We start from the raw sequence: 25,901 nt of genomic DNA, 5'->3' as shown, positions 1-25,901 counted from the left end.
TCGGCCAACGGTGGGCCGGCCTCCACAGACGACGACTCGCCACTCGAGCCGGCACCGTCCATCGCGACCGACGCGTCGACGACGCCGGAGACGCCACTCGCCGCCCGGCGGGCGCGCTCGGGATCACCGTCGACGACGAGTTCGAGTTCCGTCGTCACCGGCGCCTCCGCGCGTAACTCCTCGAGTGTCCCCTCGGCGACGAGTTCGCCCTCGTGGAGAATTCCCATCCGATCGCAGACGAGTTCGACCTGTCCGAGGACGTGACTCGAGAAGAAGACGGTCGCGCCGCGTTCGTTCTCCTCGTGGGCGATCTCGCGGACCGTGCGGACGCCGTGAGGGTCGAGTCCGGAGAACGGCTCGTCCAGAATCAGCAGGTCGGGTTCGCCCACGAGCGCCATCGCGAGCGCGAGGCGCTGGCGCATCCCTCGAGAGTAGCCCCCGGCGTCGTCGTCGATCGCCTCGGCGAGGCCGACGCGCTCTAACAGTTGCTCGGGGTGGTCGTCGGCTCCCTTGGTGTCGATGACCAGCCGTAGGTGGTCGCGGGCTGTCCGGTTCTCGTAGACGCTGAATCCATCGGGGAGGATGCCGACGCGCTGGTGGACGTCGACGACGTCCGTACGCGGGTCCAGTCCGAGCACGCGGATCGATCCCTCGGTCGGCCTGATGTAGTCCATCAGGAGGTTGATCGTCGTCGACTTGCCGGCACCGTTGGGGCCGAGGAAGCCGTAGACCTCGCCCGATTCGACGGTCAGCGAGAGGTCCTCGACGGCCGCCGTCGAACCGTAGCGCTTCGTGAGGCCCTCGGTTTCGACGACCGGCTCGGGACTCGATTGCTCGAGCGCGCCGTCGTCCCCACCGTTTGCGGAGTTCACGCGAGATCACCCTCGTCGAACCGATAGTAGGCGATCGACAGCGGGATCACGATCCAGGCGACGAGGATAACGATACCGCCCGCCTCGTGGAGGTACAGCGGGGCGGTTCCGGGGTCGAACGCCTCCCCGACGGCGAGGGCGTTGGAACTGCGGCCGGGTTGCAGGACCGAAATGACGCTCGGGTGGTGCCAGGCGGAGTTGCCGGCGTCGAGAATGCCGTTCGTCGCGACGTTGTACGCACCCGTAGGAGAGAGCCGGTCCATGAGAAACAGTCCGCCCTCCGCGGGCGGATCGTACGGGTTGACCGGGACCCCGGTGAGCCGCGAGTAGATCCCCGGCACGAACATCTGCCAGAAGATCTCGAGGATCAAGACGAATCCGATAAACAGTGTCGCCGCGGCCGTCGTCGTCCGACGGACGATCGCCGAAACGGAGATCACGATCGAGACGAGCGCGAGGAGATAGAGCACCGTCACCGCGAAGACAGCCAGATACCGAAGCGGCGAGAACAGGCCGTACTGGATCACCCCGGCGACGGTGACGATCCCCAGTGCGAGAAACGCCGGGACCGCGATGCCGGCCAACCGGCCGACGATCTTTCCCAAGAGGATCTCGCCTCGAGTCAGCGGTAATCCGAGGAGGAACTTCAGACTCCCCGACGCGCGCTCGCCGGCGATCGCGCGGTAGCCGAGGATCACCGCGGCGACCGGGACCACGAGTCCGCCGGCGAACTGGAGGAAACCGACCGTCATGTCGGGGCCGAGTTCGTTCCAGACGTCGTAGGAGGGGCGATACGTCCACACGAGGAGGGCGAGCGAGAGCAACCAGACGCCTTTCGACCGAAGGAGGGCCCTGGCTTCCTCGCGCGCGAGCGGGTACCATCGCATTAGCTCCCTGTGATCAACGGAGCGTAATAAATGAAATCTATCGTTCTCGAGGTCGGAACATCACCTCGAGATCGACGCAAGCCAGCGACTGCCGGAGTTCCGGCGTCAACGACCGCTACAGGCGCTCGACGATCGCGTTCGTCACGTCCTCGGTCGAGGCGTCGCCACCGAGGTCCGGCGTTCGTGGACCGTCCTCGAGGACGCCCTCGACGGCGTCGCGGACGCGCTGGCCCTCCTCGTCGTGGCCGAGGTACTCGAGCATCATGGCCGCGGAGATGATCGTCGCGGCGGGGTTGGCGACGCCTTCCCCGGCGATGTCGGGCGCGGAGCCGTGGACGGGCTCGAACAGGCCGCGTTCGGGGCCGATGTTGGCGCTCGGAAGCATGCCGAGGCCGCCGACGAGGCCCGCCGCGAGATCGGAGAGAACGTCTCCGGCGAGATTCGGGCAGACGACGACGTCGAACTGGCCGGGATCGAGACAGACGTGGGTCGCGAAGGCGTCCATCAGCACCTCCTCGGTCTCGACGCCCCGTTCGTCGGCGACCGAGACGATCGAATCGCGGAATCGGCCGTCGGTCTCGCGCATCACGTTCGCCTTGTGGGCGACGTGAAAGCCGTCGTAGCCGTTGTCTTCGACGAAGTCACACGCAAATTCGGCCAGCCGTTCGGAGGCCGAAGACGTGACGACGCGCGTCAGCGTCGAGAGGTCGTCGCTCAGCCGGTCCTCGTGACCGGAGTAGACGCCCTCCGTATTTTCGCGAAGGAAGACGAGATCCGTCTCGGGCCGCAAGGCGTCGACGCCGGGGTACACCGTCGCGGGTCTGACGTTGACGAACGAGTCGACCGCTTCCCGAAGCGGGAGGATGACGTCCGCCGCCGTCTCACCCACCGCACCGAACAGCGTCGCGTCCGTCGAGGCCACGAGGTCGTACGTGTCCGCGGGAAGCGCCTCGCCGGTCTCCGACCGCACGTAGTCGCCCGCCTCTGCCTCCTGGAACGCGAAGTCGACCTCGAGGGACTCGAGCACCTCGACTGCTGCTGGCGTCACTTCCTGTCCGATGCCGTCGCCGGGGATGACGGTGATCTCGTCTGTCATGCCCCTACCTCTACCGCACGCCGAAAAGAGGGTATCGATGTCTCGAGGCGCGGACGAGACGTCGGCCGCGAGAACGAGCGGAGGAAGGGGCCGAAGACGATGACTTGAATCCGGAGTTTCTCATACGGTCTGCTGGACGTCATTTCCGGAGCGAACAGCTCTGTTGAAATCTCTTGGTTCGACACCGTTCATACTGGGACCCCGTCGAGAACGGACGTGTCGAAGTCTATATGGACAGTCGAATGAAACAAATTGCGCATGCAGGTTCGCTCCAGTTGTGAACCGCTCCAGACGCCGGAGCAACTAGACGAGCGGTTCGGTCTCGTGGCCGGGCTCTACGTCGCCGCGCTGATCTCACCAGCGCTCGTACTCATCGTGGTACAGCGCCTGGAGGTGGCGAGTTGGCCCGTCGCGCTCGGCTCGCTTGGGACAGTGGGGGCAGTTCTCACCGTCGCTGTCACACGGATCGTTTCCCGGCAGGGCGAACTCGTTGCGTGGTTTGACTCTGCCCGGGTTGCGGTCCTCGTCCCTGCTGTCGGCGTCCTCCCACTGGGTCTCTATTTCTTTCACTTCTTCCTTTTCGTCGCGTTCGCCGTTACGGACCTCCAGGCGGACAGCGCGGCCAATCTCGTTGGGTTCATCGGCTTTCTCTCAGGGATTGTAGCCACGTCGTTGGGAAGCTACCTCGTCCTCATGGCCCGCACCCGGCTGGCGAACGCGACAGTAGACGACGCCGACATCTCCGTCGAGTGGAGCACAGGGTGGCCCCAACGCGCTCGGCTAAAGCTCGTGGTTGGCACGCTCGCAGTTGTCTGCCTTCTCGCTGGACTCGCCGTCTGGCAAATCGGATGGAGGGCGGTAACTACCGTCTTGCCCGGCGTGATTGTACCCGTGTTCGTGGTCCGCTCAATGGTTACCGAGCGCACGTATCGCGCGACATCGGCGGGGCTAGAACAGCACAGAGAGGGGCGATGGTTCGCCCCCCGTCGTCTCATTCCATGGTCACGGTTTGATGGCTTCAGCGTGACCAACGACGCAATCGTCCTCCACCGGGCGTTACCCTTCGTCGACGTTCGATGCCGCCGCTACCTTATCGACGACGAGGCAGTCGTTGCAGCACTCGAAGACCATCTTGACCGCCGGGACCCGTAGCGTATCTGCCAATCGTCGCGCATCACCGCCGCGGCCTCCGAGACGAACTCGCCCGGAAGCGCGTCGACGTCGCCCACCTGGACTCGCCAGACGTCGGCGTACGCGCCGTCTCGCTCGAGTAACTCGTCGTGGCTCCCTTCTTCGACGATCTGGCCGTCGTCGACGACGAGGATTCGATCGACGTCCCGGACCGTCGAGAGGCGGTGGGGGATCACGAACGTCGTGCCCGACCGTCGGGATAAATGAAGTCACCACGTCGGGCTAGTGTGGGCGCACACTACAATTTATAACGGACGCCATCGCAACCCCCGGTATGAGTAGCGGGCGTGTCGACTCGGAGAGCAAAGTGTCGGGGAATCAGGCGAACATTCCCGCCAGCATCCGCCGGAAACTCGGCATCGACGACGGTGACACGCTCCGCTGGCACCTCGAGGACGACGGCTCGCTCCGCGTCCGGGTCGTCCAGCCGCGCAGCGGTACGTTCAGCGATTCCGATGGCTACGACGGCGAGCAAGAGACAGACGCGGAACGCGAACACGACGCGTGGGGCGTCGACGTCGAATACAGTAGCCACTGCAAGTCATTGCCCACCTGATCGCCAGACGAATCGGCGATCAGTGTGTGAATCGTTTCAGTTATTACTATAACTGATTCGAATCGACGAGGCTACTCGGCTTCCGGAATCGACGAGCCCTCGACGTACGGCAGTTCCTCGGCCAACTTGGCGACCTCGCCAGCGTTGGACTTCATCAGCGCCGTCGTGTCCCAGACGCCCTCGACGAGCGCCTTACGCTGGGCGTCGTCGACGGTGACGTCGATCGTCTGTCCACCGTAGGTGACCGTCTCGGCCGCGACGTCGATATCGATCTCGCCGTCGGGATTCTCGTCGACCCACTCTTGGATCTCCTGGACCGTCTCGGAATCGGCCGTCACGGTCGGGATGCCGAGCGCGAGGCAGTTGCCCGCGAAGATCTCGGCGAAGCTCTCGCCGATGAGCGCGTCGATCCCCCAGCGCATCAGCGCCTGGGGAGCGTGTTCGCGCGAGGAGCCACAGCCGAAGTTGCTGTTGACGACCATGACCGACGAGCCCTGGAAGCGCTCCTCGTTCATCGGGTGTTCCTTTGGGGTATCGTCGTCGTCGAATCGCACGTCGAAGAACGCGAACTCGCCGAGTCCGTCGAAGGTGACGACCTTCATAAAGCGGGCAGGGATGATCTGGTCCGTGTCGATGTCGTTGCCGCGGATCGGGATACCCGATCCGGAGACGTAGTCGACCTCGGGAATGTCGACGTCGTCTCCGCTCATGCGGTCTGCACCTCCTTTAGGTCGCGCACGTCAGTGACTTCACCCTCGATCGCCGCCGCGGCGACCATCCGCGGATTCATCAGGACGGTTCGACCGTCCTTCGAGCCCTGGCGGCCGACGAAGTTGCGGTTCGAAGAGGAGGCACACGCCTCGTCGCCCTCGAGTTGGTCTTCGTTCATGCCGAGACACATCGAACAGCCGGCGTTTCGCCACTCGAATCCGGCTTCCTCGAAGACGTCTTTGAGCCCCTCCGCTTCGGCGGTCCGCTGGACGCGCTGACTGCCAGGAACGACGAGTGCGCGGACGTCGTCGTGTACCTGACGGCCCTCGACGATCTCCGCCGCCCGACGAAGGTCGGGCAGGCGGGCGTTCGTACAGGAGCCGAGGAACGTGACGTCCACTTCGTAGCCCTCCATCGTCTCACCGGGCTCGACGCGCATGTGCTCCTGGGCGCGTCGGGCGGTGTCCTGTTTGTCCTCGGGGAGGTCTTCCGGCGCCGGAATCGGCTCCGTGATGCCGACTCCCTGTCCGGGAGTCGTCCCCCAGGTGACGACGGGCTCGAGTTCGTCGGCGTCGATCGTGACGACGTCGTCGTACTCCGCCGTCTCGTCCGAGCGGATCGACTCCCAGTAGGGTTTGAGTTCCTCGAACGTCTCGGGGTTCTCCTGGAAGTAATCGGTCTCCTCGAGCCACTCGTAGGTGGTCTCGTCGGGGTTGACGTAACCCGCGCGGGCGCCGCCTTCGATCGACATGTTACAGATCGACATCCGGCCTTCCATGCCGAGGCTCTCGATGGCGGATCCGGCGTACTCGTAGACGTAGCCGACGCCGCCCTCGGTGCCGAGTCGGCGGATGATCTCTAAGATGACGTCTTTCGCTTCGACGCCGTCGCCGAGTTCGCCGTCGACCTCGATCTTGCGAACCTTCTGCTTCTCGAAGGCGAGCGTTCCGGTCGCGAGCACGTCCCGGATCTGGCTGGTGCCGATCCCGAATGCGAGCGCGCCGAAGGCGCCGTGAGTCGAGGTGTGGGAGTCGCCACAGACGATCGTCTTGCCGGGCTGGGTGAGTCCCTGTTCCGGGCCGACGACGTGGACGATCCCCTGATCCCCGCTGTTCGGGTCCGAAAACTCGATTCCCGCCTCGCGGACGTTCTCCTCGAGTTCGCTCATCATCTCCTCGGCCGCGTCCTCCTCGTAGGGGCGGGACTGATCGGCCGTCGGGATGATGTGATCGACCGTCGCGTGGGTGAGTTCGGGGTAGGCGACCTCGAGGTCACGTTCTTCTAACATCCCGAACGCCTGCGGGCTGGTCACCTCGTGAATGAGGTGAAGGCCGACGAACAGCTGGTCCTGGCCGGTCGGCAACTCGGTTACCTTGTGTTCCTCCCAGACCTTGTCGTACAGCGTCCCCTCGCTCATTCGTCGCCTCCAGCGGGTCGTTTCCCGCGTTCGAAGACGCGATTCGCGTTCTCCGCGTCGTGTGGCGGCGTGTGATCGACGCTTGCCATCGTTCGTTCGTCCTCCTCGGTTTCCGCGTCCGGTCGGCCGCCGTCAGCGGCGACGACCGGACCGCGGGTGAACAGGTGGCCTGCCGTCTCCCCGGTGTTGGGGTTAGTGTGACTGACGTCGGCCATCGTCTCGCGATTCGTATCCGTCTCTCGTGTCATCGTGTTCGTCTCACTCGTTCGCTTTCACGCGTGTACGTTCGTCTTCCGATTCCGCCTCCTGTTCGCCTTCTTCCCAGGCGAACAGCGCGCGAAGTCGCGCGCCGACTTCCTCGATCTCGTGGTCTTTCTCGGCCTGGTTGAGCTGGGTGTACACCGGCCGGTTGGCCTGGTTCTCGGCGATCCACTCGGTCGCGAACTCGCCGTTTTGAACCTGCTCGAGTACCTCCTCCATGTTCTCACGGACGTGGTCGTCGATCACGTCGTCGCCGCGGGTGAGGCCGCCGTACTCGGCGGTGTCCGAAACCGAATCCCACATCGCGCCGAGTCCGCCCTCGTACATGAGGTCGACGATGAGCTTCATTTCGTTCATGCACTCGAAGTAGGCCATCTCGGGGCTGTAGCCCGCGTCGATGAGCGTCTCGTAACCGACCTTGATGAGTTCGGCGATGCCACCACAGAGGACGGCCTGCTCGCCGAAGATGTCGGTCTCGGTCTCCTCCCGGAACGTCGTCTCGACGACGCCGGCGCGGGTACAGCCGATCCCCTTCCCGTAGGCCAGCGCGCGCTCTTTCGCGTCCCCGGTGTAGTCCTGGTAGATCGCGAGCAGTCCCGGCGTCCCCTCGTCGTTCTCGTAGTTTCGTCGGACGAGGTGGCCCGGCGACTTCGGCGCGATCATCGTCACGTCGACGTGTTCGGGCGGCTGGATCTGGTTGTAGTGGATGTTAAAGCCGTGAGCGAACTGGAGCGTGTTCCCCTCCTCGAGTTCGGGTTCGATCTGCTCGTAGACCGCCGGCTGGACCGTATCGGGGACCAGCACGGAGACGACTTCGGCCTGTGCCGCGGCTTCGACCGGGGTCGCCACCTCGAGGCCGTCTTCCTCGGCCGCCGCGCGCGACGAGGAGTCCTCGCGGAGGCCGACGACCACGTCGACGCCGCTTTCGTGAAGGTTGAGTGCGTGTGCGTGGCCCTGGCTTCCGTAGCCGAGGACGGCAACCGTGGTGTTTGTGAGGTACGATTCGTCGACGTCGCCGTCGTAGTAGATCTCGGTAGTGAATTCGTCAGTCATCGGTATGTGTCTGCGTGTAGGTTTGCTCTTGGTTCGCCGTCTCGGCGGCCGATACCTCGGTGGCCGGCGTCGCGCCGGCCGTCTCGTCGGTACCGCGGGCGAGCGCCGTCGTTCCGGTCCGGGAGATCTCCCGGATGCCGAACTGGCCGAAGGTCTCGATCGCGGCGTCGATCTTCTGGCGGGCGCCGGTGACTTCGAACGTCGCCGTCTCCGGACTCGAGTCGACGGTCTTTGCGCCGTACATGTCCGCGACGGCGGCGACCTGGTCGGGCCGCTCGGCGTCGACTTTCACGAGCGCGAGTTCCCGGCGCATCGCGTCGGGTGCGAGTTCCCGCACGGAGATCACCGGCACCAGCTTCCGGACCTGTTTTTTGATCTGGTCGATCCCCGGGTCGGGTTCCTCGACGACCATCGTGATCCGTGCGCGGTCGTCGTCGGTCGTCGGACCGACAGTGAGGCTCTCGATGTTGAACTGCCGTCTCGAGAACAGCCCCGAGACTTCCGCGAGCACGCCCGGTTCGTGTTCGACTAACGCGGAGATGACGGTGCGTCGGGGGTCGTGGGTCGCCTCGACCTCGGGGTCGATGCGGATCCCCTGCTTGTTGCGCCGGCCGTCGGGCGTCGGGCGCTCCTCCGGCGGCGGCCCCTCGAGTCCCCGTTTCGGACTCATAGTTGGTCCTCCGTCAGCGCGAACTGACCGTTGTCGCCGCCGGCGGGAACCATCGGGTAGACGTTCGCCTGCGGATCGATGTGTGCGTCGATGACGGCTGGGCCGTCGTAGGCGAGCGCGCCGTCGATCGCGTCGGCGACGTCGTCGTAGTCGTCGATGCGAAAGCCCTTGGCACCGAACGCTTCGGCGAGCTTGTCGAACTCGGGCATCCAGCCGTACTCGGAGGCCGAGTGACGTCCCTCGAAGAAGGCGTCCTGCCACTGTCGGACCATGCCGATGTACTCGTTGTTGAGCACGACGACCGTGATATCGAGGTTCTCGCGGACGGCCACGGACAGTTCCTGAAGCGTCATCAGGAACGAGCCGTCGCCGTCGATGCAGACGACCTCCTGGTCGTCGTCGGCGGCGAGGCGCGCGCCGACGGCCGCCGGCAGGCCGTAGCCCATCGCGCCGAGGCCGTGACTCGAGACCCAGGTCCGGGGCTCGGTGTAGGTCCAGTACTGGCAGGCCCACATCTGGTGTTGGCCGACGCCAGTCGTCACGACCGCGCGGTCGCTCGTGGCTTCGTCTAACGCCTCGACGACGAACTCGGGTCGGACCGGCTCGTCTTCGGGGGCGTCGTAGGCCATCGAGTAGTCGGATTTCCACTGCTGGCACTGGGCTCGCCACTTCGTCGCCTCCGGCGTGGCGTCGACGGCGTCTGCCAGTTGCTCGACGACGGTTCCCGCATCGCCGACCAGCGGGTAATCCGCCCGGATATTCTTCGAGATTTCGGCGGGATCGATGTCGACGTGGATGACCTCCGCGTCGGGCGCGAACGTCTCGATACCGCCGGTGAGGCGGTCGTCGAATCGGGTGCCAACGGCGATCAACGTATCGCAGTGAGTGATCGCCATGTTGGCGTAGCCGGTGCCGTGCATCCCCGCCATCTCCATGGCGAGTTCGTGGTCTTCCGGGAACGAACCGATCGCGGGCATCGTCGTGATGACCGGGATATCGTGTTCGATCGCGAACTCGCGACAGACGTCGGTGGCGTCGCCTTTGATGACGCCGCCGCCGAACAGCATCGCGGGACGGTTCGCGTTCTCGATCCGTTCGGCCGCCGCGGCGACGATCTCGGGGTCGGCCCGTTGTTGAACCTCGTACGTGTCGGGCACGCGCGGCTCGTCGGGCTCGCTATCGGTCTCGGCGTTCGTGACGTCCTTGGGTAAGTCGACCAGGGTTGGACCGGGTCGACCCTCGCGGGCGAGCGCGAACGCTTCGCTGACGTCGCTACCGACTCGATCGGGGTCAGACGAGAAGGTGTTGTCCTTCGTTACCGGCGTCGTGACGCCGATGGTGTCGGTCTCCTGGAACGCGTCGTTGCCGACGAAGTCGGTCGCGACCTGTCCCGTCAGGGCGACCATCGGATCCGAATCCATGTCGGCGTCTGCGATGCCCGTGACGAGGTTGGTCGCACCCGGACCCGACGTCGCAAGGCAGATCCCCGGCTCGCCGGAGACGATGCCGTAGGCGTCGGCCGCGTGGGATGCGCCCTGTTCGTGGGCCATCGTCACGTGGTAGATCTCGGAATCGTAGAGGGCGTCGTAGACGGGCATGATCGCACCGCCTTGCACGCCGAAGGCGTACTCGACGCCCGCGTTCTCGAGGGCGCGGACGACCGATTCGGCACCCGTCGTGACGGGCGTTGGAGGCGACTCGGACGGCGTTTTGGAACCACTATCGTCCGCGTCGTCCGCCGAGTCGGCCGTCGACTCGTGTTCGTCGTGCTGTTCGTCGGGGTGGTGTTGTTCTTCGGTTTGTGTGACCGGTGAGGCGCGTTCGCTCATCGATTATCTCCCGCCGCTGTGCGGCGATCCGTTGGTTTCGGTTGTGAGTGTGTTGTCATCTGCTGTCTGCGTGGTCGCTTCGAAAACGGTGCGGACCTGAAACCGGAACGACGGAGTAAGAGTGAAGGGGCTAGGCCGCCCCTACAATACGAATTGGAGCGAGCGCGCTGGTGCCGACCGTGCGAACGGACTGGCAAGCGCCTCGAGTCATCATTACTGACGTAGTCACGCCGAGGGACATAACTGTTGTGAGTCACTCCGCGTGGTCCGGGGCGCCGTAGCCGGCGCTCGCGAACGGTGGCAAGCGGGGAGGTCATCCCTTAGACGCGCACCTCCTCCTGGCTCTGGCGGCGTTCGACGCCGGCCTCTTCGGCGAAGCGCTCCAAGTCGTCGACCGTGACTCGACGCTTCTCCGCCCCGTAATCTTTGACTCGACGGGTTACCGCTCGGATCTCCTCGTCGGTTGGTTCGAACCCACACTCGACGAGCCGTTCCCGAACCGAGTGGGTCCCGGTGTGTTTGCCCATGACCAATCGGCGCTCGGCACCGACCATCTCCGGGGTCATCACGCCGGGTTCGAACGTGTCGGAGTTTTCGATGACGCCGGCGGCGTGGATGCCGCTCTCGTGGGAGAAGGCGTTGTCGCCGACGATGGGTTTGTTGCCCGGCGTCGGCATCCCGCTTTTCTCCTCGACGACCTCCGAGAGTTCGACGATACGCGTCGTATCGATCCCAGTATCACACTGATAGAGCGATTCGACGGACATCACGAACTCCTCGTAGGCGGCGTTACCCGCACGTTCGCCGATCGAGTTGACCGACACCTGCGCCTGGTCGGCGCCCGCCTCGATGCCGGCTAAGGCGTTCGCGGTAGCCAGCCCGAAGTCGTCGTGGGTGTGGACGTCGATTCGGGCGTCGGTGTGAGCACAGACCTTCTCGATCATCGCTCGGAACCGACCCGGCGTGGCGACGCCACAGGTGTCCGGAATGTTGATCCAGTCGACTCCTGCCTCGGTGACCGCCTCGATCACGTCGATCAGGAACTGCTCGTCGGTTCGCGTCGCGTCCATCGGCGAGAACATGCAGATCGCTCCCGCATCGACGATTCTCTCGACCGACTCGACTGCGCGCTGTACAACTTCGTCTCTCGTCGCGTGCATCGAATCCTCGATCTGGACGTCGCTGGTACTGACGAACGTGTGTACCATCTCGACGCCGGAAGAAAGCGCCGCTTCGATGTCCTTGTCGACGACGCGGGCTAACCCGCACGTCGTCGTCGACGTCGAGGATGCGATATCACGGACGGCTTCGAACTCCGCGTCGGAGTTGACCGGGAAACCCGCCTCTATGACGTGAGTCCCCATCTCGTCCAGAATCGCGGCGATCTGCCGTTTGTCGTCGTACGAGAACGACGTTCCGGGAGACTGCTCGCCGTCCCGGAGCGTGGTATCGAAGACACGTGCTGACTCTATTTCGTCAGTGGAATCTAACGTGCCCTGGAAGAACTCGACCCCCCTGACTGGTATCAGAGGATGAGCTGTCTTGTGAAGACATTGTATCCGATTCGAGGCGCGACGATATATATAAAACTACCGCTGTTTCGGCCGGCTAGCGTCGTGCTAGGCCACCGCACAGTGAACCTCCGCGTCGAAAACCGCACGACATCAACGACCTAATACAGAGCGTATTACCTAGTATCATACCAGCCCAATGCCGGCCGGCGGCGGCATCGACCGCCGCTCGAGCGTATTATTCGGCCGGTCGGCCGCCGAAACGGATTCGGACGCGTCGGCGCGCGCTCGCGACTGGACGGTCGGTCAGCCACAACACTACCTCGGGCAAGTGGATGTTCGAACGTCCAATTCTGCCCACGAATAGTGGGTGATCGAACACCACGTTACTCGAGGGCATCGCGGTGGGTTTCGTACCGGCTGACGTATCGATCCTCACAGGAGGGACAACAGAACGTCTTGAGCTCGCCACCGACCGTCGCCGTGACGCCGCCGTCGACGATCTCCTTCCCGCAGACGACACACTCGAGACCGAACCCGGTCGCCGAGACGCCGACGATTCGGTCGGATCTGGCGAGCACCGTGACGTCGTAGTTCCGGACGGATTCGAGGTTCAAACCGGACGCGAGCCACGAACGGACGTTCGAATCCGGAAGCGTCGCGTGGACGACGATGCTCCCGTCGACTCCCTCGAAGACGCCTTCGATCTCCTCGAGATCCGTGACCGCGGCGTAGACGTCGTCGACGGCCGTCGGAACGGGATCGAGTTCGATCAAAACCGCGGTCTCGCCGCGGAGTTTCTCCCGATCGACGTCGATCGTAAACCCCTGGATGATCCCCTGTTCCTCGAGTCGGGAGATGCGATCGGAGACGGCAGGCGGCGTCAGCCCCACGTTGTCGGCGATCTCCTTGTATGGCCGTCGAGCGTTCTCCGTGAGCAACTCGAGGATCTCGAGATCAGTCTCGTCGAGGTCTCTCATGTGCCTCGGTTGGGACGGATCGGGTAAGAGTGTGTTCCGTTCCCCGGTATCGATTCGGATCACCGTCTCGGTTCCGACTCCGATTTCGAGACCGTTCGAGCATTGGACGCCGACCGGCCCGTCCGCGCTGACGCGTTTGGGTTTGGCCGCGATCGCGTGTCAGCGTTTTATCCCTCGCCGTGGTAGACCGCCACGGCATGACGACCGACGAGATCACCGCCCTCCTCACGGAGGCGTACGTGGACGAACTCGAGACCGTGATGAACTACCTGACGAACGCGATCGTTCTGGACGGCATCCACGCCGAGGAGGTCAAAGAGAGCCTCGAGGCGGACGTACAGGAGGAACTCGATCACGCGAAGATGCTCGGCGAACGCCTGAAACAACTGGACGAGTCGCCGCCGGGCTCCGAAGCGTTCGAGGCGACCCAGTCGAGCCTGCAACCGCCCGAAGACACGACCGACGTCCGGTCGGTCATCGACGGTGTCCTCGAGGCGGAAGACGAGGCGATCGACACGTACCGCTCGCTCGCGGACGCGGCCGACGGTGCGAACGACCCCGTCACCGAGGACGTCGCGGTCAGCATTCTCGCCGACGAGGAGGCACACCACACGGAGTTCAGGGGGTTCAGAAAGGAGTTCCCGAGCGATTGAGCGCGTCGGGGTCGAACAGAGGAACGTTTTTGCCACCGCGCTTCGAGACAGCCTGTATGAGCGATTTCGACCTCGACCTCCGGACGGTCGAGGAGCACATCGACGAGGAACTCGAGATCGAGGGAAGCATCGTTCTCGGCGTTCTCGACGGGGAAACTTCGGACGACGAGTGGCTCGAGGCGATCTCGAAGGGGAACGTCTTGATGCTGTGTGTCGACGGCGACGTCAACGAACTCGCCGCCGGCTTCGCACGGGACGTCAGGGAATCGGGCGGCAACCTCGTTCACTTCCGCGGATTTCTCCTCGTGACGCCGCCGGGCGTCGACGTCAACACCGAACGACTCTCCTGAGAGACCGGATCAGCTCGCCCCACTGTAAAACCTGACCACGTTCGCAGTCGGTCCCACGAGTTCGCAGTCCCCACACAGTCTGCACGAAATCTCGCTCGTAGCCGCCACGCCGGCTCGAGGAGGTCAGGATCGAACGGTGACGACGTGGCCATCGGGGTCGCGAACGACGACCGCGTCGTCGGCCCCGGCGTCGATCGATCTGACGCGATCGCCCACAATCTCGAGAACGCGAGTCGGTTGGTCGGCTTCGAATCCCAGATCGACGTGGACCCCGCCACGGGCGTCTGCGACGCCGAGGTGTGGCTCCCAGAGTTCGAGCGCCATCGGCCCGTTCATCCGAACGCGTCGTCGCTCGTCGCCGACGTCGACCGTCTCGAAGCCGAGGTCGGCGTAGAACTCCTCGGACCGATCGAGGTCCTCCACCTCGAGGACGACCTCGAAGACGCCGTCGATTCCCGGCCCGTCGACGCGTTGCTGGCCGAGTTCGACGCAGTTGCCGTCCGGATCGTACAGGTACAGCGACTTCGCGGAGCCGAAATCGTACTCCGTCAGGTCGTAGGTCCCGCCGAGTCGGTCCCACCAGTCCTCGTACTCGTCGTACGGAATCGAGAACGCGTAATGGGTGTGGAGTCCGCCACGGGGGTAGCCGTCGGGCCGTCGACAGACGAGGTCCGTCTCACCTGCCGCGAAGACGATCTCCCGATCGCACCGCGAGCGGACGTCCATACCCAACGTCTCGGCGTAAAACTCCCGTGCCCGCTCGAGGTGTTTGACCTCGAGTGCGAGCCAGGAGAGTCGGGTGAACATACCGACGGCTACTCGCGGTGTCACCATAGAAGCGTCGACCGTGGAGCGACGTTGGCCGCTGACCGTGTCTTCGCCCGAGTGAAACCGCCGAATCGGTCCGTCGATCGTCACCGGCCGCCGATATTTCGAGGAGTCGGCGCACGTGTCCTACGTTTATACTTCGACGGTCCGTATCCCACAGATATGGCGTTTCGCGTCGACGAGCGGGCGACGGACTTCAGGGTGATCGATCGATACGACGGCGGCGTCGGCTGGATCGCTCACCCCGACGAACGGATGGAGCGGGCGAGCCACGCCCTCGAGATCGACGGCGGACTCTGGCTCGTCGACCCAGTCGACGCGGACGGACTGGACGAGTTTCTGGGGGAGTTCGGCGTCGTCGCCGGCGTCGTCGTCTTGCTCGACCGGCACAAACGCGACGCCGAATCGATCGCGAACCGACACGGTGTTCCGGTTTACCTCCCGCGGTGGTTCGAAGGCGTCACCGAGGAGATCGACGCCCCGGTCGCCAGATTTACCAACGAGATCTCGGACACCGGAATCCGGGCACACACGCTCGTCGATAACCGGTTCTGGCAAGAAGCCGCCCTCTACGACCCGACCGACGACACGCTCGTCGTTCCCGAATCGGTCGGCACGGCCGAGTACTTCCTGGCGGGCAACGAACGACTCGGCGTCCACCCAATGTGCAGGTTCTTCCCGCCACGGGAGGTCCTCGGCGAGTTCTCGCCCGACCGAATCCTCGTCGGACACGGCGTCGGTATCACGGAGTACGCGACGTCGACGCTCGATCACGCGCTCTCCGGCGCCCAGCGCCGGGCGCCTCGACTCTACGCGAAAGCGATCTGGAATCTGCTGTGAGGGCTGTTGGACTGATTGAGTGACACAATCGGGCACAGTGCGCGGGTGACCCAACTGGCGGACGGCGGCAGTGTGAACCGATTCGAACCCCCCGGATCGCCGGGCATACAGCTAACTGTGAGCCGCGCCTACTGGGCGTATGGTCTACATCACGCGTGCGCTCGTCGACGTCCTCCTCGACCTGGCCAGCGACGCCGACCCGGATCGCGTGACGACCGGCGTCTCGGTGACGCCCGCCGGAGAACTCGAGGGAGCCGGCGGGATCCCGCCCGAGACGCCTGTCTTCACCGACTTCTTCCTCCCCGATCCCGGCAACTCCGTCAACGCCGTCTTCGGTGTCGACCTCTCGACGCCGGCCCGACAGGCACAGGGCCAGTTCGCCTCCCATCCCCTCCGGGAGCTCGAGGTGACGAAACGCGACGACCTCGCCCAGGTGATCTTCGTCGCCGTCCCGCCGTGGACGACCGACGAGGACTCTTTCGGGGCGTTCGACCGCAACGGTGATCGCAAACCACTCGAGATCATCGACGCCGAGCCGCCCGAGCAGTCGTTGTCCGGGTGATACGGTCTACTGTCGATTATTTCCCTGAGACCGCGACCTGGCGGCGGCGGTCTCACCGGTACATCGCGACAGTAAACCGTATGAGACGTGCGATCAGCCGAAAGCGACTCGTGAAAAGACGATGACGACGGATTAGTTACCGGAGGGCGTCGGAAATCCCCCGTCGATGATTCGGTCGACGATGCCTCGACTCGGCCGATCGTCCTCCTCGTCGCGGTCGTTCGAAGGGAAGTTCGGAACGTGTGGCATGGCGGTCGACCTCCGTCGACGGATACCACCTCGAGACGGATAACAACTCGGCCGACCGGTTCCGACGCATTATGTCGGGCGGTTGTGACGACGCGTAGCCGGCTGAAAACGATGCCTCGAGAAACCTGGCCGGATCGACCACCGAGAACCGTCACTCGAGGTAGCCAAGCCCCCTGAGCTGTTCCGTAATTTCCTCGAACTCGGCTTCCGTGAGTTCGCCCTGTTTCTGGTGTTGGATGACGATACTCCGAAGCAGGAATCGCACGAGATCGCTCGTGCTCTGAAAGCTCGTCCCTTCGATCGTCTCCTCGACGCGTTCGGCCAGATCTTTCGGGATCGAGACCGTGGTGTACTCGGTCATATTCGGTACTCCGTCGCCGGCCCCAAATGCGTATCGACAGTCACGGAACGCCGTCGCGGTTCGTAGCGATTTTCATATCGGGGCCCGAAGCGGACGGTATGGGTGTCCGGCCACCATCGGGCGGCGACGACGAGGAACCGGAAAGCATCGAGTTCGGTATCGCGGCGGTCGACGCACGCCTGAAAGAGTCCGATCTCTCCTTTCCGGCGACCAGAGACGACGTCGACGCGGAACTCGGCCACGAGCGGATTCCGTACAACGTCCACGGGAGCCGAATCTCGCTCGGGGAAATGCTCGCCGAAGTCGAGACCAACGAGTTTCGCTCCCGACAGGAACTGCTAAACGAACTCCACGGTCCGTTCGAAGCCTACCGGAAAGAACACTCCGGCGGCGTCATCCAGCAGGTGCGGTCGATGCTCCCGTTCTAATTGGTGTTCACTCCTCGTCTCGCTCGCGGGCCTGTCGAGTGATCTGCTCGAGACGGCGACGCTGTTCTCGATGCAAGGTGACGAGCATATCCGAGAGCACGCCGAACATGAGCAACTGCACCCCGAGGAGGACGGCGGCCGCAGACGCCAGCGCCAGTATTTCGTGACCCACCCCGTGTTGGACCCACCGCCAGAGGACGTACACCGCGAGGAGTCCGCCGACGGCGATTCCCGAAACCCCGAGACTACCGAAGTAAAATAACGGATTGTTGGTCTTCGCGAGCGAGTACAACGCCAGAATGATCGTCCCGCCGTCTTTGACCGGGTGGAGGTTCGTCTCCGACTCCTCGGGACGGGCGCTGTAACTGACCGGGACGACCGTCGTGTCGACGCCGTGTTTGACGCACTCGACGGCGAGTTCCGTTTCGATCGTAAAGCCGTCCGAGTCGAGTGACAGCCGTTCGAACGATTCCGTCGTAAACGCCCGGTACCCCGAGAGGATATCGTCGTAGTCCGCCCCGTGAATGAACCGAAACGAGCGATTGATCAGCCGGTTACCGAAGCCGTTCAACGCGCGCATCGCGTCGTCGTCCATGTCGGCAAAGCGGTTTCCGATCACGTGCTCGTACCCGCGCGAGAGAGGGTCGAGCATCGTCTCGGCGTCACCAGGATCGTACGTTCCGTCGCCGTCGAGCATCAACACGTAGGGGACGTCGATGTACTCAACGGCTTCCCGGACCGCCTGTCCCTTCCCGTCGCCGGACTGGACGAACACCTGCGCACCGCGCTCGCTCGCGATTTCGCGGGTGTCGTCGGACGAATCGCCGTCGACGACGACGACGTTCGTGTAGCCGTGCTCGTAGAACCCGTCGATCACGTCGCCGATCGTCGCGGCCTCCTCGAGCGTCGGAACGAGAACGCAGACCTCGTCGGGCGAAATCTCGCGTTTCGTCGAGTCGCTCATGGTGAGGACCTCCCCGCCGCGCTCGAGCGTGTTCGCGCGGGCTCCGTCATTCTCCATCGCCAGCCACTCGTCGGCGGGAGCGCAAAAGCGTACTGATACGTATATTCACGAGTTACGACCCGTTACATTGATTCCGTCGCCGTCCGTTTCTCGTGGAAACGTATTTGTGTACACAAACACAAATACAAATTGAGATGGGGACGAAAACGATCGGTCTTCGTGAAGACGTTTACGAGCGACTCCACGCACGAAAACGGGACGGCGAGAGCTTCACCGATCTCGTCGATCGCCTGATCGACGAGTCCGAAACCCACTGGGAGGAGACGTTCGGAACGCTCCCACGGGAAGAAGCCGACGATCTCGAGGTGATCGCCGAGCGGTCCCGATCGGCATCGAACGTCGGACACGCTGACCGACAGCGGGATGCACTGGCCGCTTTCGGTGGTGGAAGCGACGACAGTTCTGATCCCGGAAACGAAGACGAGGGATCGAATGACAGTTAAACTACTCGACACGACGTTTCTGATACACCACTGGGGCGGATATCCCGAAGTGAAATCGTACCTCGAGAGCCAGCCGAACGAAACCGAGTACATCACGACCACCCTGAACCTCAAAGAGATCGCAGTCGGACGCAAACTCGTCGGTCGATTCAATCCGGAGGAGATCCGTGCGCAGTTCGAGTGGGTCCGAACCGTCCCAATTACGTCGACGACCGCCTGGGAAATCGCGGACGTCGAAGCCCCGTTACACCGCGACGAGACGACCAACCGCGACCGAATTAACGCACTCGCGGCCGACGCGGTTGTCGCCGGAGCCGCAATCGAACACGAAGCGACAGTCGTTTCGAACAACGTGGACGACTTTCGAGCCCTCGGTGTTCCGGTCGAATCGTACCGCTGACTGTCCTCATTCGTCTTCGTCGCCGGCCTCACCAGGTCAGTCCCTCGTACACCTCGAGTTCTCCCTCGTCGACGTCGATCCGGCGTCCGTCGACGACGATCCGACCAGCCATCCCATCGAACGAGAGGTCGTCGAACTCCGGCCAGTCGGTCGCGACGACCGCGCCGTCGGCACCCTCGAGCGCGCCCTCGGCCGAGTCGGCGTACTCGACCTCGAGGCCGGGGTGGCGCTCGCGAACGGTCTCGATCGCGACCGGATCGTACGCGACCGGCGTCGCGTCCCGAGTGCGCAGGTGAGCGATCACGTCGAGCGCGCGCGACTTCCGAACGTCGTCGGTTCCCGGTTTGAACGCCAGTCCGAGGACCGCGATTCGGGAACCCTCGAGGTCGACGTGATCGGCGAGCAACTCGACGAGCCGACGGGGCTGGGCGTCGTTGACGGCGACGACCGCATCGAGCAGTTCCGGTTCGTATCCCTGTTCGCGCGCGCCAGCCCGAAGCGCGTCGACGTCCTTCGGGAAACACGAGCCACCCCATCCAAGCCCCGAGCGCATGAACCGTTCGGAGATCCGATCGTCGAGGCCGACCGCCTCGAGCACCTCGTAGGCGTCCGCGCCGTACTCCTTCGCGACGTTGCCCAGTTCGTTGACCAGCGACACCTTCGACGCGAGGAAAGCGTTGTTCGCGTACTTGATGAGTTCCGCCTCGCGAACGTCCGTCTCGACAAGATCGGTCTCCTTGCGCTCGAGAATCGGCGCGTAGAGCGCTTTGAGCGCGGTTGTCGCTCGCTCGCTCCTCGCGCCGATCACGACCTTGTCCGGCTCGAGGAAGTCCTCGACCGCCGTCCCCATCCGGAGGAATTCGGGATTCATCGCGAGGTCGATCCCCTCGCCGATTCGGGTCCCGGTTTCGGCCTCGAGAATCGGCCCGACGACGTCCTCGGTCGTTCCCGGAAGCACCGTACTCTTGACGACGACGAGGTGAGTCTCCTCTTCGGTTTCGAGCGTCTCGGCGAGCGCCTCGCCAAGCATCTCCGTCCCGGCGCGCATCGGTGCCAACTCGAGACTCCCGTCGTCGGACTGTGGCGTCGGCAGACAGAGGAGGGTGAGGTCGGTCTCTCGGACGGCCGCGTACTCCGTCGTCGCCCTGAGTCGGCTCCCGGCGTGTTCGGCGATTCGGTCCGCGAGTCCCGGCTCGTGAATCGGCGCTTTTCCCGCGTTGATCGTCTCGACGACGTCCTCGTCGATTTCGACGTTGACGACGTCGTGTCCGAGATTCGCGAGACAGGCCGCGACGGTCGTACCGACGTATCCGCTGCCGACGATCGAGACGTTCATACCGGAAGGACTACGGGCGGGTGTTAGTCGTTTTTGGGTTCCCCGGGTTTTCACTCGAGATTCTCAGTTCCCACACGAGAGGCGTTTCGGCATCACTCGGGAGCTGGTTCCGCTTTGGCCTCCTCGAGTCGCCCCTCGGCCCGCTCTCGATCCTCCGGATAGCCGACATCGGTGCGCCAGCCGTCCATGCGGATCGCGTCGATCGTCCGCCCGGACTGGATAAGCAGGTCGATCGCGTCGGGGAGTTCGTACTCGCCCCGGTCGCTCGGTTGGACGAGGTGACAGGCGTGGAAGATCGCCGGCGTGAAGGTGTAAAATCCCGTCATAACCAGATTGGAGGGCGGATCGTCGGGTTTCTCGACGACTTCGACGATCTCGCCGTACTCGTTGGTGTCGAGCACGCCGTACCGGGAGGCCTCCTCGTAGGGAACCTCCTCGACGAGGAAAGCGGCGTCGGCGCGGTCTTCCCGCTGGCGGTTGATGACGTCCGCGAGGTTGGCTCTGAAGATGTTGTCCCCGAGCATGAGCACGAAGTCGTCGTCGACGTGTGGCTCGGCCTGGAGGATTGCGTGTGCGAGCCCCAACTGTTCGCGCTGGTGGGTGTAGGTGATCGGAACGCCCTCGTAGGCGTCCCCGTAGCGTTCGATGATCTGTTCTTTCTGGTAGCCGACGACGACGATCAGCTCGGTGACGCCGATCTCGAGGAGGTTATCGAAGACGTCCTCGATGAGCGGCGTTCCGTCGACTTCCACGAGAACTTTCGGCTTATCTTCGGTGAGCGGCCGGAGGCGACTTCCCTTACCCGCGGCCAAGACGACTGCTTGCATGTTCCGAATGGTTCCGGTGATTCGACAAATACTTTGTGAGGACGATGTCAGCCGTTCATCAAAAATGCGCTCGGATGAACGCGATCAGTCACCCAACCATTGGGACTGTAAACGGGAGATTTTGGTTGACGGTCGCGCGAAAACGGCTCGAAATAGCGAACATGATAGTAAAGTAGATCGCCGCCCCTAAGCCGACCAAGAGTGTGACGAAAACGAGATTGTAGTCGTCAACCCAGGAGAGGGTGTCTTCCCCGAGCTCTCGCGTTACATAGACTGCCCCGCCCATGACGAGGGCGGCAAGCCACTGCCGTCCCATCTCCATGATCGGGATTTGGACGGTGACAAACCGACGACAATAGTGTAGCGAGAAAACAAATCCGACAGCTGCAGAAGAAGCCGTGGCGACGGCGGCACCGAACCAACCGAATGAGTAGACGAGCACGACGTTAAGAACAATGTTGATGGCAATGAAGACACCGTTTGCCCGAAAAGCAAGGTCAGGCCGATTGATCGCGTTAAGAGTGTTCAAGAGCTGTCTCGTGTATGTATAGATGGTCAAACCAACGAGTAGTATGACGAGAATCCAGTGTCCGATATCAAAGCCTGATCCATAGACCAACATCAAACGATCACCGAGGATTGCTGCGCCGATGATCCCAGGTATCAAAAAAAATCCAGCGAACATGAGTGCATCGTTCGTAAGAGTAGCGATCATGTCCATATCGTCTTGAGCAGAACGTTTGCTCATCTCCGGAAACAGAGTCTTCTGGATCGCACTACCGAATATTTCGAGAAACTTCGACAGAGAATACGCAACGGCGTAAATACCAGTGAGCCCCGCCGGAACGAACAGTCCGAGAACGAGAATGTCCGCTTCGCTGAACGTCTTATTTCGCATGCTTCCGAGCCAGGAAAACTTCGCGAAGTCAAATAGACGAATGACGTGTCTCCAATGAGGACGGACAATCTTCGGGCGGACGATTACAAGCCCGATGACGGCCATCAAACCGGTGCCAACAGCGTGTCCGAGAAGCATTCCAGAGAGTTCCCATCCGACGAAGACGAGCGCAATCATTGCCACGCTCCTTCCCGCTTCTTTCAACGTACTGAGTGGAGCGTATATGTGGACTTTGTGGCGCCCTCTGAGCGCAACGTTGACGAGACTACTGAATACAGACATTATCAGTAAGAGTACGATGAACTCGGCAACCGGTTGGCCGACGTAGGCGTTCACCTGATCGTCAAATGTCACAATTGAAATTACGACGGCGAACGTAAGTCCTGCCTTTATTCCCATTCCTGCAATGAGGTACTCATCCGGTTCTTCGTCCTCGCTCATCCGCTTGACGATCGCGTTTCCAAAGCCTACACTCTTAACAATGCCAAACCAGGAAACGAGCGCGAGTGTGACTGCGTAAAACCCATAAATTTCCTCGCCAAGCGTACGGGTCAAATAAATTGTGGCAACAAAACCGATACCGGACGCGGCGAATTTCGAAATGACATAGACAATAGACGTTTGGCCGAGACGCATATTAAGTTGTACAGTGAATATCCGTCGGGACAGACTAAGCAGTTTCCACTTTCGATGGAGGAGTTTAGGTGTACTAGGCGGTGGTGCAGAACTGTTCTCATAGCGCGATGATTGGGATAGCGAGACACGGTCTAGTTCAGCACCTCCTCAGCCGGCGTTCGGCCATTGAACGCTTGATTCGGTCGATCGTGGTTATAATAATGTCTGAAACGTCTGAGCCAGCGTCTTGTGCTGGCTGGACTGCCCTGCCAGAACGAGTAAAGGCGGTTGATCCGCATTGAGACGGTCTGAAACCACTTTTCGACGTGGTTTCGGCCGCTGTAGTCGAGTTGACCGCTCAATTCGTGGCGCGCGAGGGCAGTCAGATAGCCGCCAGCATCGACGAGAAACGTTGTCTCATCGACATCGTGTTTCTCGGTGAGCCGGTGCAAAAACGCCGTCCTCAGAAATTAAAGATTTCTGACGGGACGCACGAGAACTTCGTTCTCGTGGACATCGGCGGGCCGCTTTGCGCCTCTGAGAGTTTATGTGTCCAGTTCCAGATTGCGCCGTGAGAACGGTTAATGCCGAGTAATTCGAGGACTACGACGACCTCTCGAACCGACAAACCCATCGAATGCAGACACACCCCGAACACCCTGACGGATATCGAGGTGCGCTTGTTCTCCCAAACCCCATCACAATCCACGTCTAAGGTCTCTTTGAGTAGGTTGACGAGGTGCACGAGCACTTCTCGCCCACCTCCTCATTCCTCAAACCTTCATCTAGACAGTGCCAGCATGTCAACTAATTCAATATAATATGGATAATCATATAGTGGGAGTAAAAATCAATCGTGGGATGAGTCAGCCAAATATTCTGATGGTGATTCTCGATAGTACCCGGGCCAAGAATATGAGTCTCTATGGTTATGACCGGGAAACGACACCATTTCTCGAGAGCTTTTCCGAAAGAGCGACGTGTTATACTCAAGCTCGGTCACCGGGTATACACAGTATCGCTAGTCATGTGAGTATGTTTACAGGATACGAGGTAGAAGAACACAAATCAACGGAACACCCGTCTCAAATCGATGTGACTAAGACAATCTGGAAAGAGCTGAGCGATGAATTCGGGTACAAGACGGGTCTTTTCACCCCAAATGCGGTTATTGCTCGAGCATCGAACATCCCTAATTGTTTTGATTACAACTACAGCCCCTGGGCAGACAAATTATTCGGTCAAAAGCGATTGTTCGAAGGGGTATATTCGCCGAAAGACGACGAAGAATACACTGGCACTGTCTAGTTCAGCACCTCCTCAGCTGGTGTCCGACCATTGAGTGCTTGGTTCGGTCGATCGTGGTTATAGTGGTGTCTGAAGCGTCTGAGCCAGCGTCTTGCGCTGGCCGGACTGCCCTGCCAGAAAGAGTGAAAGCGGTCAATCCGCATTGAGACGGTCTGAAACCACTTTTCGACGTGGTTTCGATCGCTGTAGTTGAGGTGACCGCTCAATTCGTGACGAGCGAGGGCAGTCAGATAGCCGCCAGCATCGACGAGAAACTCTGTGTTGTCGAGATCGTGTTTTTCGGTGAGCCGATGCAGGAACGCCGCCGCAGGGTCAGTCCCGCGGCGGCTGTATACGTCGATTTCGAGCAGTAGCTTCGATTCTGTGTCGATTGCGGCGTACAACCACTTTTTATCGCCATCGACCTCGATCTGTTTCTCATCGACCGCGACCCGCGACGGCTGCGCCGTCGGCGGGTCGCTTTGGGCGTCTGATAATTTGTGTGTCCAGTTCCAGATTGCCCCGTGAGAACGGTCAATACCGAGTAATTCGAGCACTGCGACGACTTCCCGAACTGACAACCCCATCGAATGCAGGCGCACCCCGAACACCCTGACAGGTGTCGGGGTGCGCTCGTTCTCCCAAACCTCATCACAATCCACGTCTAAGGTCTCTCTGAGCAGGTTGGCGAGTTGCATGGACACTTCTCGCCACCACCTGCTCGTTCCTCAAACTCTCATCTAGACAGTGCCAATACACTGGATTTGTCGGAAATCTCGAACGTTCGTTCCGAGACGAAAAACCGATTAAATCGGTGCTGAACTGCGCCTGGGAATTTGGTCAATTATTTGAGAATGAAGTTAGAGTTGGACAAAATAAACGCTATCATGGAAGTCAGTTCACCGACGCATTCTTGCGATGGCAAAACCGCCAGTCTGGCCCGTGGGCAGCCTGTATCAATTTGATGGATACCCACGAACCCTACGTTCCCGACGACGAGTTTAATAACTGGGCTGATGAGTCATTGATATCGTTCCAAGAGGACAATAGACCTCACTCGAAATCCCTTGTCGAGAACGAAAGTTGGGATGCGTTAGAAGCTCTACTTCCACTTTATGACGGAACAATCCGACAGGTAGATTCGATCGTTGAGGATCTCGTTCATAATATGGAGAATAAAGGGATACTAGATAACACACTACTAATAATAACAAGTGATCATGGGGAGGGGTTCGGAGAACGGAGTCGAGTTGATCCGGACGTGAGAGTCGGTTATCACGGATGGGGAATACACGAAGTACTTACGCACGTCCCGTTGATTATCAAATACCCTGATGGAGAGAACGGTCAGGTCATCGATCGACTAATCTCATTAACCAATCTTCCGCAGATGATTCGCTGCTTCGTTACGAAGGGAGAGCGGGTGGATTACGCAAAGGAAGTCTTTGCCTCCACCTTCCGACTCAATTCCGCTGAGAAGCCAAAATACGATAACAGCGAAAATTTTGCCAATTACATCGGGCCGTGGAGAGCATACTACGAGGAAAATAATGGAACAATTCAGAAATATTCTCAAAAGGGTAATAAACACGCAGTTATTAGCATCCGCTCGGCACAAGATTCAACACTAGAGAGCGACTACGAAAACCAGATGGTCAAAACTAAATATGATGGCTTAACTGATGCAAACATCTTCGAGGACATAACGGATCACCTCGACGAAAATGTCGAACAACACTTAGAAGATTTAGGATATATGACCTAAT

28 protein-coding genes and 3 pseudogenes are annotated in these 25,901 nt (G+C 61.5%); 11 read left to right on the top strand and 20 right to left on the bottom strand.

The window, feature by feature from the left end:
* Positions 1-167 precede the first annotated feature (167 nt).
* From AB7C87_RS18860 to leuB, 3 genes and pseudogenes are all read right to left on the bottom strand, one after another.
* A pseudogene (locus AB7C87_RS18860) lies at positions 168-872 on the bottom strand (ABC transporter ATP-binding protein); the annotation flags it as partial.
* Positions 869-1,759, bottom strand: a complete 891-nt coding sequence (locus tag AB7C87_RS18855; RefSeq protein ID WP_369731053.1) for an ABC transporter permease — start codon at positions 1,757-1,759, stop codon at positions 869-871. The gene AB7C87_RS18855 and the pseudogene AB7C87_RS18860, both read right to left, overlap by 4 nt.
* Positions 1,760-1,874: 115 nt before the next feature.
* Positions 1,875-2,855, bottom strand: coding sequence for a 3-isopropylmalate dehydrogenase (leuB, locus tag AB7C87_RS18850; RefSeq protein ID WP_369731052.1), 981 nt, complete (start codon positions 2,853-2,855; stop codon positions 1,875-1,877).
* A 258-nt stretch (positions 2,856-3,113) separates the two neighbouring features.
* On the opposite strand from leuB, the gene AB7C87_RS18845 reads away from it, so the two are divergent.
* Entirely contained in the window at positions 3,114-4,007 is an 894-nt protein-coding gene (locus AB7C87_RS18845; RefSeq protein WP_369731051.1) for a hypothetical protein, read from the top strand.
* Here the strand turns inward: AB7C87_RS18845 and AB7C87_RS18840 are convergent.
* Entirely contained in the window at positions 3,941-4,222 is a 282-nt protein-coding gene (locus tag AB7C87_RS18840) for a hypothetical protein (RefSeq protein WP_369731050.1), read from the bottom strand. The genes AB7C87_RS18845 and AB7C87_RS18840 overlap by 67 nt on opposite strands.
* 98 nt (positions 4,223-4,320) lie before the next feature.
* Here AB7C87_RS18840 and AB7C87_RS18835 point away from each other — a divergent pair, with 98 nt between their 5' ends.
* A complete protein-coding gene (locus tag AB7C87_RS18835; RefSeq protein ID WP_369731049.1) occupies positions 4,321-4,602 on the top strand; it encodes an AbrB/MazE/SpoVT family DNA-binding domain-containing protein in 282 nt (93 codons plus the stop codon).
* 71 nt (positions 4,603-4,673) lie between these two features.
* Here AB7C87_RS18835 and leuD read toward each other — a convergent pair whose 3' ends face one another.
* The 8 genes from leuD to AB7C87_RS18795 all read right to left on the bottom strand — a co-directional run bounded on the left by leuD (position 4,674) and on the right by AB7C87_RS18795 (position 13,034).
* Positions 4,674-5,312: a 3-isopropylmalate dehydratase small subunit gene (gene leuD, locus AB7C87_RS18830; protein WP_369731048.1), complete on the bottom strand. Its 639-nt coding sequence runs from the start codon at positions 5,310-5,312 to the stop codon at positions 4,674-4,676.
* A complete protein-coding gene (leuC, locus tag AB7C87_RS18825) occupies positions 5,309-6,730 on the bottom strand; it encodes a 3-isopropylmalate dehydratase large subunit (protein WP_369731047.1) in 1,422 nt (473 codons plus the stop codon). Before leuC ends, leuD begins: the two co-directional genes overlap by 4 nt.
* Positions 6,727-6,978: a DUF7989 family protein gene (locus tag AB7C87_RS18820; RefSeq protein ID WP_369731046.1), complete on the bottom strand. Its 252-nt coding sequence runs from the start codon at positions 6,976-6,978 to the stop codon at positions 6,727-6,729. Before AB7C87_RS18820 ends, leuC begins: the two co-directional genes overlap by 4 nt.
* 10 nt (positions 6,979-6,988) lie before the next feature.
* Entirely contained in the window at positions 6,989-8,044 is a 1,056-nt protein-coding gene (gene ilvC, locus AB7C87_RS18815) for a ketol-acid reductoisomerase (protein ID WP_369731045.1), read from the bottom strand.
* Positions 8,037-8,714, bottom strand: a complete 678-nt coding sequence (gene ilvN, locus AB7C87_RS18810) for an acetolactate synthase small subunit (RefSeq protein ID WP_369731044.1) — start codon at positions 8,712-8,714, stop codon at positions 8,037-8,039. Before ilvN ends, ilvC begins: the two co-directional genes overlap by 8 nt.
* A complete protein-coding gene (gene ilvB / locus AB7C87_RS18805) occupies positions 8,711-10,543 on the bottom strand; it encodes a biosynthetic-type acetolactate synthase large subunit (protein ID WP_369731043.1) in 1,833 nt (610 codons plus the stop codon). The genes ilvN and ilvB overlap by 4 nt, the downstream gene beginning before the upstream one ends.
* A 320-nt stretch (positions 10,544-10,863) precedes the next feature.
* A complete protein-coding gene (locus tag AB7C87_RS18800) occupies positions 10,864-12,072 on the bottom strand; it encodes a LeuA family protein (RefSeq protein WP_369731204.1) in 1,209 nt (402 codons plus the stop codon).
* A gap of 368 nt (positions 12,073-12,440) precedes the next feature.
* Positions 12,441-13,034: a winged helix-turn-helix transcriptional regulator gene (locus AB7C87_RS18795; protein WP_369731042.1), complete on the bottom strand. Its 594-nt coding sequence runs from the start codon at positions 13,032-13,034 to the stop codon at positions 12,441-12,443.
* A gap of 197 nt (positions 13,035-13,231) precedes the next feature.
* Here AB7C87_RS18795 and AB7C87_RS18790 point away from each other — a divergent pair, with 197 nt between their 5' ends.
* On the top strand, positions 13,232-13,687 hold the full coding sequence (locus tag AB7C87_RS18790; protein WP_369731041.1) for a ferritin-like domain-containing protein: 456 nt from the start codon (positions 13,232-13,234) through the stop codon (positions 13,685-13,687).
* 56 nt (positions 13,688-13,743) lie between these two features.
* On the top strand, positions 13,744-14,037 hold the full coding sequence (locus tag AB7C87_RS18785) for a DUF5779 family protein (protein WP_369731040.1): 294 nt from the start codon (positions 13,744-13,746) through the stop codon (positions 14,035-14,037).
* 123 nt (positions 14,038-14,160) lie between these two features.
* Here the strand turns inward: AB7C87_RS18785 and AB7C87_RS18780 are convergent, their stop codons facing one another.
* Positions 14,161-14,844, bottom strand: a complete 684-nt coding sequence (locus AB7C87_RS18780) for a VOC family protein (protein WP_369731039.1) — start codon at positions 14,842-14,844, stop codon at positions 14,161-14,163.
* A 183-nt stretch (positions 14,845-15,027) separates the two neighbouring features.
* Between AB7C87_RS18780 and AB7C87_RS18775 the strand changes: the two genes are divergently transcribed.
* Together AB7C87_RS18775 and AB7C87_RS18770 are read left to right on the top strand one after the other, a co-directional pair.
* Positions 15,028-15,705, top strand: coding sequence for a hypothetical protein (locus AB7C87_RS18775; protein ID WP_369731038.1), 678 nt, complete (start codon positions 15,028-15,030; stop codon positions 15,703-15,705).
* Between the two features lie 139 nt (positions 15,706-15,844).
* Positions 15,845-16,267, top strand: coding sequence for a JAB/MPN domain protein-containing protein (locus AB7C87_RS18770; RefSeq protein WP_369731037.1), 423 nt, complete (start codon positions 15,845-15,847; stop codon positions 16,265-16,267).
* Between the two features lie 400 nt (positions 16,268-16,667).
* On the opposite strand, the gene AB7C87_RS18765 is transcribed toward AB7C87_RS18770, so the two are convergent.
* A complete protein-coding gene (locus AB7C87_RS18765) occupies positions 16,668-16,877 on the bottom strand; it encodes a ribbon-helix-helix domain-containing protein (protein WP_369731036.1) in 210 nt (69 codons plus the stop codon).
* A gap of 98 nt (positions 16,878-16,975) precedes the next feature.
* On the opposite strand from AB7C87_RS18765, the gene AB7C87_RS18760 reads away from it, so the two are divergent.
* Positions 16,976-17,305: a DUF5789 family protein gene (locus AB7C87_RS18760; protein WP_369731035.1), complete on the top strand. Its 330-nt coding sequence runs from the start codon at positions 16,976-16,978 to the stop codon at positions 17,303-17,305.
* Positions 17,306-17,312: 7 nt separating this feature from the next.
* On the opposite strand, the gene aglJ is transcribed toward AB7C87_RS18760, so the two are convergent.
* The gene (aglJ, locus tag AB7C87_RS18755) at positions 17,313-18,326 is read right to left on the bottom strand and encodes an S-layer glycoprotein N-glycosyltransferase AglJ (RefSeq protein ID WP_369731034.1); all 1,014 of its coding nucleotides are present in this window, start codon (positions 18,324-18,326) and stop codon (positions 17,313-17,315) included.
* A gap of 137 nt (positions 18,327-18,463) precedes the next feature.
* On the opposite strand from aglJ, the gene AB7C87_RS18750 reads away from it, so the two are divergent.
* Complete coding sequence (locus AB7C87_RS18750; protein ID WP_369731033.1) at positions 18,464-18,772, top strand: antitoxin VapB family protein; 309 nt, start codon at positions 18,464-18,466, stop codon at positions 18,770-18,772.
* A complete protein-coding gene (locus AB7C87_RS18745; RefSeq protein ID WP_369731032.1) occupies positions 18,762-19,172 on the top strand; it encodes a type II toxin-antitoxin system VapC family toxin in 411 nt (136 codons plus the stop codon). The genes AB7C87_RS18750 and AB7C87_RS18745 overlap by 11 nt, the downstream gene beginning before the upstream one ends.
* Before the next feature lie 28 nt (positions 19,173-19,200).
* On the opposite strand, the gene aglM is transcribed toward AB7C87_RS18745, so the two are convergent.
* From aglM to AB7C87_RS18725, 4 genes and pseudogenes are all read right to left on the bottom strand, one after another.
* A complete protein-coding gene (gene aglM / locus AB7C87_RS18740) occupies positions 19,201-20,508 on the bottom strand; it encodes a UDP-glucose 6-dehydrogenase AglM (RefSeq protein ID WP_369731031.1) in 1,308 nt (435 codons plus the stop codon).
* A gap of 92 nt (positions 20,509-20,600) precedes the next feature.
* Positions 20,601-21,335: a UTP--glucose-1-phosphate uridylyltransferase AglF gene (gene aglF, locus AB7C87_RS18735; protein WP_369731030.1), complete on the bottom strand. Its 735-nt coding sequence runs from the start codon at positions 21,333-21,335 to the stop codon at positions 20,601-20,603.
* 88 nt (positions 21,336-21,423) lie between these two features.
* Positions 21,424-22,869: an oligosaccharide flippase family protein gene (locus tag AB7C87_RS18730; protein ID WP_369731029.1), complete on the bottom strand. Its 1,446-nt coding sequence runs from the start codon at positions 22,867-22,869 to the stop codon at positions 21,424-21,426.
* A gap of 131 nt (positions 22,870-23,000) precedes the next feature.
* Positions 23,001-23,593, bottom strand: a pseudogene (locus AB7C87_RS18725) (transposase domain-containing protein).
* Between the two features lie 77 nt (positions 23,594-23,670).
* Between AB7C87_RS18725 and AB7C87_RS18720 the strand changes: the two are divergent.
* Positions 23,671-24,156: a sulfatase-like hydrolase/transferase gene (locus AB7C87_RS18720; protein WP_369731028.1), complete on the top strand. Its 486-nt coding sequence runs from the start codon at positions 23,671-23,673 to the stop codon at positions 24,154-24,156.
* Here the strand turns inward: AB7C87_RS18720 and AB7C87_RS18715 are convergent.
* Positions 24,153-24,833: an IS6 family transposase gene (locus tag AB7C87_RS18715; protein WP_369731027.1), complete on the bottom strand. Its 681-nt coding sequence runs from the start codon at positions 24,831-24,833 to the stop codon at positions 24,153-24,155. The genes AB7C87_RS18720 and AB7C87_RS18715 overlap by 4 nt on opposite strands.
* 59 nt (positions 24,834-24,892) lie before the next feature.
* On the opposite strand from AB7C87_RS18715, the pseudogene AB7C87_RS18710 reads away from it, so the two are divergent.
* Positions 24,893-25,900: pseudogene (locus AB7C87_RS18710) on the top strand (sulfatase-like hydrolase/transferase); the annotation flags it as partial.
* Position 25,901: the final 1 nt, after the last annotated feature.

The sequence above is a fragment of the Natrarchaeobius versutus genome (assembly GCF_041205745.1).
GTDB classification, from domain to species: Archaea; Halobacteriota; Halobacteria; order Halobacteriales; family Natrialbaceae; genus Natrarchaeobius; species Natrarchaeobius versutus.
Note: the sequence above shows the minus strand (reverse complement) of the source record. Positions and strands in the feature narration are given on the sequence as shown.

Bases quoted from the DNA above. Each gene is read 5' to 3' on its own strand.
- AB7C87_RS18855 (WP_369731053.1), bottom strand. From the start codon at position 1,759: ATGCGATGGTACCCGCTCGCGCGCGAGGAAGCCAGGGCCCTCCTTCGG.
- leuB (WP_369731052.1), bottom strand. From the start codon at position 2,855: ATGACAGACGAGATCACCGTCATCCCCGGCGACGGCATCGGACAGGAA.
- AB7C87_RS18845 (WP_369731051.1), top strand. From the start codon at position 3,114: ATGCAGGTTCGCTCCAGTTGTGAACCGCTCCAGACGCCGGAGCAACTA.
- AB7C87_RS18835 (WP_369731049.1), top strand. From the start codon at position 4,321: ATGAGTAGCGGGCGTGTCGACTCGGAGAGCAAAGTGTCGGGGAATCAG.
- leuD (WP_369731048.1), bottom strand. From the start codon at position 5,312: ATGAGCGGAGACGACGTCGACATTCCCGAGGTCGACTACGTCTCCGGA.
- leuC (WP_369731047.1), bottom strand. From the start codon at position 6,730: ATGAGCGAGGGGACGCTGTACGACAAGGTCTGGGAGGAACACAAGGTA.
- AB7C87_RS18820 (WP_369731046.1), bottom strand. From the start codon at position 6,978: ATGACACGAGAGACGGATACGAATCGCGAGACGATGGCCGACGTCAGT.
- ilvC (WP_369731045.1), bottom strand. From the start codon at position 8,044: ATGACTGACGAATTCACTACCGAGATCTACTACGACGGCGACGTCGAC.
- ilvN (WP_369731044.1), bottom strand. From the start codon at position 8,714: ATGAGTCCGAAACGGGGACTCGAGGGGCCGCCGCCGGAGGAGCGCCCG.
- ilvB (WP_369731043.1), bottom strand. From the start codon at position 10,543: ATGAGCGAACGCGCCTCACCGGTCACACAAACCGAAGAACAACACCAC.
- AB7C87_RS18795 (WP_369731042.1), bottom strand. From the start codon at position 13,034: ATGAGAGACCTCGACGAGACTGATCTCGAGATCCTCGAGTTGCTCACG.
- AB7C87_RS18790 (WP_369731041.1), top strand. From the start codon at position 13,232: ATGACGACCGACGAGATCACCGCCCTCCTCACGGAGGCGTACGTGGAC.
- AB7C87_RS18785 (WP_369731040.1), top strand. From the start codon at position 13,744: ATGAGCGATTTCGACCTCGACCTCCGGACGGTCGAGGAGCACATCGAC.
- AB7C87_RS18780 (WP_369731039.1), bottom strand. From the start codon at position 14,844: ATGTTCACCCGACTCTCCTGGCTCGCACTCGAGGTCAAACACCTCGAG.
- AB7C87_RS18775 (WP_369731038.1), top strand. From the start codon at position 15,028: ATGGCGTTTCGCGTCGACGAGCGGGCGACGGACTTCAGGGTGATCGAT.
- AB7C87_RS18770 (WP_369731037.1), top strand. From the start codon at position 15,845: ATGGTCTACATCACGCGTGCGCTCGTCGACGTCCTCCTCGACCTGGCC.
- AB7C87_RS18765 (WP_369731036.1), bottom strand. From the start codon at position 16,877: ATGACCGAGTACACCACGGTCTCGATCCCGAAAGATCTGGCCGAACGC.
- AB7C87_RS18760 (WP_369731035.1), top strand. From the start codon at position 16,976: ATGGGTGTCCGGCCACCATCGGGCGGCGACGACGAGGAACCGGAAAGC.
- aglJ (WP_369731034.1), bottom strand. From the start codon at position 18,326: ATGGAGAATGACGGAGCCCGCGCGAACACGCTCGAGCGCGGCGGGGAG.
- AB7C87_RS18750 (WP_369731033.1), top strand. From the start codon at position 18,464: ATGGGGACGAAAACGATCGGTCTTCGTGAAGACGTTTACGAGCGACTC.
- AB7C87_RS18745 (WP_369731032.1), top strand. From the start codon at position 18,762: ATGACAGTTAAACTACTCGACACGACGTTTCTGATACACCACTGGGGC.
- aglM (WP_369731031.1), bottom strand. From the start codon at position 20,508: ATGAACGTCTCGATCGTCGGCAGCGGATACGTCGGTACGACCGTCGCG.
- aglF (WP_369731030.1), bottom strand. From the start codon at position 21,335: ATGCAAGCAGTCGTCTTGGCCGCGGGTAAGGGAAGTCGCCTCCGGCCG.
- AB7C87_RS18730 (WP_369731029.1), bottom strand. From the start codon at position 22,869: ATGCGTCTCGGCCAAACGTCTATTGTCTATGTCATTTCGAAATTCGCC.
- AB7C87_RS18720 (WP_369731028.1), top strand. From the start codon at position 23,671: ATGGATAATCATATAGTGGGAGTAAAAATCAATCGTGGGATGAGTCAG.
- AB7C87_RS18715 (WP_369731027.1), bottom strand. From the start codon at position 24,833: ATGCAACTCGCCAACCTGCTCAGAGAGACCTTAGACGTGGATTGTGAT.